The organism is Megasphaera sp. DJF_B143 (assembly GCF_900320625.1).
Taxonomy (GTDB): Bacteria; Bacillota; Negativicutes; order Veillonellales; family Megasphaeraceae; genus Megasphaera; species Megasphaera hexanoica.
The window spans coordinates 1-8,181 of record NZ_ONTA01000144.1 but is presented as its reverse complement, the minus strand read 5'-3'; the positions used below and the strand labels follow the sequence as shown (position 1 = coordinate 8,181).

Annotated in this window: 8 protein-coding genes; all 8 read left to right on the top strand. The window is 47.0% G+C overall.

Annotation, left to right across the window (positions count from 1 at the left end; all coding sequences use genetic code 11):
- Positions 1 to 2 precede the first annotated feature (2 nt).
- Positions 3 to 1,007, top strand: a complete 1,005-nt coding sequence (locus DBO31_RS04435) for a glycosyltransferase family 9 protein (RefSeq protein WP_234995387.1) — start codon at positions 3 to 5, stop codon at positions 1,005 to 1,007.
- Positions 1,004 to 2,062 carry a glycosyltransferase family 9 protein gene (locus tag DBO31_RS04430; protein WP_059076922.1) on the top strand — a complete coding sequence of 353 codons (1,059 nt, stop codon included), beginning with the start codon at positions 1,004 to 1,006 and terminating at the stop codon, positions 2,060 to 2,062. Before DBO31_RS04435 ends, DBO31_RS04430 begins: the two co-directional genes overlap by 4 nt.
- Positions 2,063 to 2,135: 73 nt before the next feature.
- Positions 2,136 to 2,717 (top strand): outer membrane beta-barrel protein, encoded by a 582-nt coding sequence (locus tag DBO31_RS04425; protein ID WP_075582101.1) that lies wholly within the window; start codon positions 2,136 to 2,138, stop codon positions 2,715 to 2,717.
- A gap of 494 nt (positions 2,718 to 3,211) precedes the next feature.
- Positions 3,212 to 3,661: a PaaI family thioesterase gene (locus DBO31_RS04420; RefSeq protein WP_059076924.1), complete on the top strand. Its 450-nt coding sequence runs from the start codon at positions 3,212 to 3,214 to the stop codon at positions 3,659 to 3,661.
- Complete coding sequence (locus tag DBO31_RS04415) at positions 3,651 to 4,094, top strand: PaaI family thioesterase (RefSeq protein WP_150824535.1); 444 nt, start codon at positions 3,651 to 3,653, stop codon at positions 4,092 to 4,094. The genes DBO31_RS04420 and DBO31_RS04415 overlap by 11 nt, the downstream gene beginning before the upstream one ends.
- A 50-nt stretch (positions 4,095 to 4,144) precedes the next feature.
- Complete coding sequence (locus DBO31_RS04410) at positions 4,145 to 5,284, top strand: acyl-CoA dehydrogenase family protein (RefSeq protein WP_059076926.1); 1,140 nt, start codon at positions 4,145 to 4,147, stop codon at positions 5,282 to 5,284.
- A 257-nt stretch (positions 5,285 to 5,541) separates the two neighbouring features.
- Positions 5,542 to 6,567 (top strand): phenylalanine--tRNA ligase subunit alpha, encoded by a 1,026-nt coding sequence (gene pheS / locus DBO31_RS04405; RefSeq protein ID WP_059076927.1) that lies wholly within the window; start codon positions 5,542 to 5,544, stop codon positions 6,565 to 6,567.
- 13 nt (positions 6,568 to 6,580) lie between these two features.
- A partial coding sequence (gene pheT / locus DBO31_RS04400; RefSeq protein ID WP_150824534.1) for a phenylalanine--tRNA ligase subunit beta occupies positions 6,581 to 8,181 on the top strand: 1,601 nt, incomplete at its 3' end.

The following is an 8,181-nucleotide window of genomic DNA, read 5'->3' as shown; positions in this document are numbered from 1 at the left end:
TGATTATCAAAATGAGTTCTCTTGGTGATGTACTTCATGCCCTGCCGACATTGTATGCCCTGCGTAAAAATTGTCCACAGGCCCGCATCGTCTGGGCCGTGCATCAGAAATTTTCCGCTGTTCTCCCAGGCAAACCCTATATTGACGATGTTATTTATATTGACAAGAAAAAGTTGAAAAGTTTCTCTTATCTGCGTGGGTTGCGAAAGAAGCTTCATGACTATCATTTTGACCTCTGCCTGGACTTGCAGGGACTGGCTAAAAGTGCCATTGTGGCCTGGTGTAGTGGTGCAAAAGAAAAGTATGGCTATTGGGAAATGAGGGAAGGAAGCTTCCTGGTTAGTAAAGGTCTGGCGGGTACTCATCAGTATGACCATGTCATTGAACGGTACCTGGATACAGTCCGGGTTCTGGGAGGCCGTGTTGATGAGATTGCATTTCCTCTCCCGTCCATTGAAAAAGAGAAAGGTATTATGAAGGAACGATTTAGGGCTTTAGGTCTTACCGGGCCTTATATAGCTGTTGTGCCCGGTGCCCGCTGGTCTGTCAAAGAATGGCCGTTGCCATACTGGACAGAATTCCTGAGGCGTGTAACGGCTTCGGGGATGGGAGCTGTTATTCTGGGCAGTGCTGATGACACAGTAAAAGGACAGGTCATTTCCCGGGATGCGGAGACCGGCATTTATGATTTTACGGGCAAGACCAGCCTGCGGGAATTGATGGCGGCTATTTCGTCATCCCGTTTATATATCAGTGCCGATACGGGGCCGCTCCATATAGCCAATGCCTTAAAAAAAGAATTGATTGCTTTGTTCGGTCCTACTTGTCCGGACAGGACCGGCCCGTATGGAGGTCCTGATAGTTCGTACATACACATGATTATTTCTCCTACATCCCAGGCGACCCCGGATCACCCCTTAGTCAATGATCCGGAATGCATGTCCCAGATTACCGTTGATACAGTGTGGCATACGTACATACAGGCGATAAAGAAGGTGAATGGATGATCAATCTTCGTCATAAAAAAATTATAGTAACATTTCTCATGCATCTCGGCGATCTGATTTTAATCACTCCTTTTCTGCAGGTGTTGCGCCGCCATGCCACAGGTTCTGATATCACCCTGGTCGTTGATGAAAAACTGGCCGATGTGGTCCGCTATAATCCTAATATCGATCATCTGGTAACGGTAGATAAAAAAGGAAAGGATAACTCTGTCGGTGCACTCTGGCACATTGGGAGGAATTTGCACCGCAATCATTATGATATCCTCATTAATCTTCATCCTAACGAACGGACCAGCTTTCTGGCGTTTGCCATACATGCCAGGGAATTTGATGGTATGAGTCATTTCCTGTTCCGCCCGTTCATGCACCGGTATACGCGGCTTGACAGGACGCACCTGCATGCGGCAGACATGTATATCAACGTATTGGAACAGATGGGGATAGAAGACCGGCGCAACGATGGCCTGCAATTTCTTACTTGCCCGGCATGGGAACAGACTGCCCATGAATTTTATGCCGCCCAGGGAGTGGAAACCGGTGATAAGCTCATCGGTTTTAATATTGGCAGTGCCGTTCCGCAGAAACGCTGGCCGCCCCGGCGCTTTGCATCAGTAGCTGATTATTTTAGTGAGAACGGATATCGATGTGTTTTCTTTGGAGGCCCTATGGACATCGATATGGTCCGGGAAGCGGCGGAGCTGATGAAATATCCTCCGGTCATTGCGACGGGAAAATTTTCGCTGGGAGAATTAGCGGCAGCCATCCGCTGGTGCTCGCTCTTTATTACTAATGACAGCGGGCCCATGCATGTCGCCGTCAGTCAGAAGGTCCCTGTCGTCGCCCTGTATGGACCGAGCAACCCGATGTTTTATGGTCCCTATACGGATAAGGCCATTGTCCTTGAATCGACAGACCACTATGAAGTTGGAAAAAGTATGAAAAAAATCATTAAGGAAGGAAAATATCAGGGGATTTCCGTTATTTCAGCAGCCCAGGTCATTGAGGCGGCAGAAGAACTGTTGCAACGGTATCCGCAACAGGCTGCTGCATTGTAATTGAAAAGGTTGTGCAAATAGCGTATAATGTAAACCATGAAGTAAATCTACGGACTAATCGGAGGTGTGATATATGAAGAAAGTAATGTTGATAGGTGCTCTTATTGCAGCTGTTTCCATAGGTTCTGTTGCCTGTGCCGCACCCAATAAAAATCCGCAGGCGGGAGATCTGAAAGCCAACGTCAATTACGGCTTTGATCAGAAAGAAGGAGGCCGCAGTGCCCATAGCCGCTTCAGTGGCGGAGACGTCACATACACGATCAATGATAAGGTGGATGTGCAGTACGTCAATAATTATACAAAGGGTGATGACGGGGACAAACTGAATGAACATTATTTACAGGGTGTGTACCGGTTTACTCCTTATGTCTCTGCCTATGGCGGCATGAGTTATGTCAAAGCCGATACTTATAGAGATCAGCATTTTTATGGCTATCAGGTCGGCTTGAAAGGGCAGATACCGATTGGCGAACGCTGGCAGGGATTTGCGTCAGTAGGCGTTGGTGATGATGTCAATTCCTATTCGGTCGGATTAGGATATGATATTACAAAAGACTGGGATGCTCATATCATGTACCGTCGCGCAGATATTGATGTCGACAATTATGATGATACGGTAAAAGGCTGGCAGATTGGGATGGGGTATAAATTCTAGATATCCTGTATGTGCCAGGCCATTGCCCGGTTCGTGGGGAGACTGTCGTTGAGACAGTCTCTTTTTTCGTTGACAGTATCCTCTTCGACACGTATAATAACACGTGACATGTGCTGTGGTTGAAAGTCGATGTCAGTCGCAGACAAAGCGATCCACGTAAGGAATCCAAAGTGATTCTGATCATAGTGCGGCCTAGAAGTAAGTCCTGCCGTAACATGCGAGAGGGCTAGTAGTGGGGGATGATGTACATCTATGAGCGAACGTCCCAGCAGGCGAGTGTGGGGGTAAAGACCAGGTCAGACATGTCAGGGGCTGTCGCGCTGCGGCAGCTCTTTTGCATATACAGAGGCATAGTGTCTGCTACAGGTAAATGGAAAAAGCTGTTACAATTTCATTACATTTGTTTTGTAACGGAAAATCCGTTTGACGTTTAGAATGTCATATTGTACAATATAAAGGTATTTATTTCCAACAGTTTTTAGGAGGAGAGTCCCATGGATAAGGCGCGCATTGCAAAAATGGAAAGAGAATTACAATGCAATCCTTATGATAGATTCATGCAATTTCATGTTCTAAAAGCTGATGAAGATGATACGGAACTGGTGTTTCACAATGTAGGAACGAAATGGGGAAATCCCAATGGAACACTGTATGGTGGCGTTTTGTATTCTATGGCTGATTCAGCGATGGAAACGGCGTGTGCCGTTGCAGGAAAAGCTGTCCTGACGTTGGACCTTGCAATGAATTATCTGCGTCCGGCACTGGCGGATACGGTTATTTGTGCTAAGACCCACATTTTGCATAACGGCCGGACGACTATGGTAGTAGTCTGCGATTTTTATGATGACAGCGACCGCTATCTGGCACATGGCAAGGGGACGTACTTTGTTACCGGTGCGTACCAGTACCAGTCTGATAAAGGAGAAACGGCAGATGAAGGATGAACGGACAGAAATGTCAGATGTGCTGAAACGACGGGTGTTCAATATTCATCAGGGCGTTACACAGATTCCGTACTTCAAGAATCTTCCCTGTAAAATCCAGGATGTAGATGAAGGATGGGTACGTGTAGCTTTCGATATTACGCCGAATCTTTGCAATTATCGTGGTATAGCTGCAGGTGGCGTTCTGGCAGCTTTTTGTGATACGCTGATGGGAATGGCCAGTCGTTCATTGGGGTATCAGGTAACGACATTAGAAATTAACATGGATTACATCCGCCCTGTTCATCCGGGGCAGGATCTGATTGGCGTCGGTCAAGTCGTTCATCATGGCGGACGGACGATTGTAGCGGAATGTGAACTCATGGATGAAAACGGAAAAGTAGTGGTCAAAGGGCGTTCTTCTTTTTATATTCTACGCAAATATGATGATTAGAGCGTCTTTTGTGCGTGAACGTATTAAAAAAATGGAAGGTTGGTATCAATATGGATTTTGCTTTTAATGAGGAACAGCAGGAAATCATCAAGGTTGTCAGGGATCTGGTGCAGAAAGAAATCGTACCGTATGCAGGAGAAATGGATGAACAGGGGAAAATGCATGAAGGCCTGCTTGATAAACTGGCTGCTCAGGGACTCCTCGGCGTAGCCATCCCGGAAGAATTTGGCGGAGCCGGCCTTGACGCTATTACGATTGCTGCTATTTATGAAGAACTGGCCAAGGGATGTGCCGGAGTAGCGACGTCGGTTGCAGCTAATGCCCTCGCTTCCTATCCTGTCATCATAGCTGGTAATGATGAACAGAAAAAGCGCTATTTTGATATTATCAATGAAAATAATCTGGCTGCATTTGCCCTTACGGAACCCGGGACTGGCTCTGATGCCGGTTCTGTTTCCACCAGAGCTGTCAAGACGGAAGACGGTAGCGGATATGTGTTGAACGGAACAAAATGCTTTATAACAAATGGAGCTCTGGCAGAAGTATTCGTCGTATTCGCCAATACGCGTAAAACTCCGAGCATCCGCGGACTGACGGCGTTCATCGTGCGTAAGGGAACACCGGGATTTACTGTGGGAAAAGCAGAAAATAAAATGGGCATACGTGCTTCCAATACGACTGAACTGATTTTCCAGGACTGCTTTGTTCCGGTAGAAAATCGTTTGGGCCGGGAAGGTCATGGTTTCCGTATTGCCATGGAAACACTGGATGCGGCACGTCCCTTTGTTGGCTCCATTTCTGTCGGTATTGCTGAAGCGGCGTTCCGTGCCTGCAGTGAATACGCCAAAGTACGCGTTCAATTTGGCAAGCCCATTGCTTCCTTTGAAATGGTACAATCGATGATAGCCGATATGGCTATGAAAGTGGAAGGCGCACGCCTTCTTGTCCAGCGCGCATGCTGGATGAAAGACCAGGGCATGGAGTTCTCCCGGGAAGCAGCCATTGCTAAATGTAATGCTTCTGACGTTGCCATGCAGGTGACGACAGATGCCGTACAGGTCATGGGCGGATATGGCTATATCAAAGAATATCCTGTCGAAAAGTATATGCGTGATGCGAAAATCATGCAGATTTATGAAGGAACGAACCAAATTCAGAGATTGGTTATTGCAAATAAAACACTTTACTGATACAATATATCCATGCAAAACATGGCTATGAAGAAGAGAGTAGCACAGTAATCTGGTTACAGGGAGCGGTTGCCACCGGTTGAGAGCGCCGTGCCAGTTGTGCTGCACGTTCACTTTGGAGCTTCCTGTTGAAAAGGAGTAGGCAGGACGGGTATTCCCGTTACAGGATACAGGAGTACAAATTAGGGTGGTACCGCGAATCAGACTTTCGCCCCTTGAGGGGTGGAAGTCTATTTTTTTTAGAGGAGGAGAATTCCATGATTAATGAAAAAATTGAAGCAATCAAGGCTGCTGTCAGCGAACAGATTGCCAGGAGCAAGGGACTCCAGGATGTCCAGGATATCCGCGTCAGATATTTAGGCAAAAAAGGTGAATTGACGGCTATCATGAAAGAAATGAAAAATCTGTCCAAAGAAGAACGGCCTAAAATTGGTCAACTTGTCAATTCAGCCCGGGCAGAAATCGAAGAACATCTGAAAGCCAGAATGAAGGAAGTCAAAGAACAGGAACTGGCGGATAAAATCCAGTCTGAAAAAATTGATATCACTCTTCCCGGCCGCAAACCGGTCATGGGACACGAACACATTTTGCATCAGACATTACGTGAAATGGAAGAATCATTCCTGCGCATGGGGTTTTCCATTGTCACAGGCCCGGATATCGAATCAGATTATTTTAATTTCAAATGTCTGAACCTGCCTGATGATCACCCGGCACGGGATATGCAGGATTCCATGTACGTCACAGACGACATCCTCCTGCGGACTCATACGTCGGGGATGGAAGCAAGGACTCTGCAGGCCCACAAGCCGAATGAACCGTTTAAGATGATTGCGCCTGGTAAAGTATACCGTTGTGACTATGATGCAACCCATTCTCCGATTTTCCATCAGATGGAAGGCATGATTGTGGATAAAAATATCCGCTTTTCTGATTTGAAAGGTATTCTGGAAGACTTTCTCCATGACATGTTTGGCGCCGATACGCGCGTCCGTTTCCGTGCCAGCTATTTTCCATTTACTGAACCGAGCGCGGAAGTAGACATTTCCTGTGTTATGTGCGGCGGCAGAGGCTGCCGGGTATGCTCTCATACGGGATGGCTGGAAATTCTCGGCTGCGGTGTAACTAACTGGGAAGAACTACGCTTAAACGGTTATGATCCCAAACAGGTAAATGCCTTTGCTTTTGGCATGGGCGTGGAACGTATTGCCATGCTGAAATATGGCATCGACGATCTGCGTTTGTTCTATGAAAATGATATGCGGTTCTTAAACCAGTTCTAGGAGGTTATACATAATGAAAAGTTCACTTCTTTGGATGCAGGATTATGTCGATGTAGACATGAATCAGGATATGCAGGCCTTTGCTGATACACTGACCATCGCTGGTATTCCCGTAGAACAGGTAGAATACTGGGGAAAAGATATAAAAAATGTCGTAACTGGCAAGATTCTGAAAATAGAAAAACATCCCGATGCAGATCATCTCGTCATCTGCCAGATTGATGTGGGAACAGAACAACTTCAGATTGTCACGGGCGCTTCTAACGTACGGGAAGGACAGATCGTCCCCGTTGCCGTTCATGGTGCCCATCTTCCGGGAGGAGTCAAAATCAAGCGCTCCAAACTGCGGGGCGTACCGTCCAACGGCATGCTTTGCTCTGCCCACGAATTAGGATTCGATGATAGTGTTCTCCTGCCGGAAGAACGGAGCGGAATCTGGATTCTTCCGGCGGATACGCCTGTCGGGGTCGATGCAGTCAAGTATTTACAACTTCGTGATGTTGTATATGAATATGAACTGACTGCCAATCGGGCCGATTGTTTTTCCATGGTCGGCTTATCACGGGAGTTTGCTGTATTGAGTGGGAAAACTGCCCGGTACCCGGAAATAACCGTTGCAGAAAATGATGAAACCATTGATGGCAAGGTGCAGATTTCTATTGATGATGAAGAATTATGCAACCGGTATACGGCCCGTCTTCTGACTCATATCAAAATCGGCCCGTCTCCGCTCTGGATGCAGCAGCGTCTGCGCAAGTCCGGAGTCCGTCCTATTAATAATATCGTCGATGCCACGAACTATACGATGATTGAATTGGGAATCCCTCTTCATGCCTATGATTATGACAAAGTAGCCGGGCGCCATCTCATTGCCCGCCGGGCGAAAGCTGATGAAGCAATGAAAACATTGGATGGTATAGATCGCACACTGAATGATAATATGCTGGTTATTGCCGATGAAGAAAAGCCCTGCTGCATTGCCGGCATCATGGGCGGATTCGATTCAGAAGTAACGGAACGTACGCAGACGGTCATCCTGGAATGCGCATCATTCAAAGGATCTAATATACGCCATACCGGCCGTATGCTGGGCCTTCGCTCGGAAGCTTCGGGACGGTTCGAACGCGGGCTGGATGCTGATAGCTGCATTAATTCCATTAATCGGTGTGCCCAACTTCTGCAGGAAATGGGAGCCTGTGACGTAGCCAAAGGAATCGTCGATGTCTATCCGCAGCAGCAAAAGACTACTTATATTACATTCACGGCTGACCAGGTCAACGCCTTCCTGGGAACGGATATTCCGGAAGAACAGATGATGCACATTCTGGAAACTCTTCAGTTTACTTTGCAAAAAGACGGTGATACGATTACGGCAACTGTGCCCAGCTATCGTGGAGACTGCACGGAAATGCCGGATATTGCTGAAGAAGTAGCCCGTATTTATGGCTATGAACATATTCCGTCTACACGTCCCTGGTCTGATATTACCGTAGGCGAACCGGGGTTTGAATATGATGTGACGGAGAAGATTTCCCGCATCCTTTGCAGCAGCGGTTTAAATGAAACTGTTACTTTCAGCTTCATGCATCCGGATCAGCTGAAAAAACTGTTATA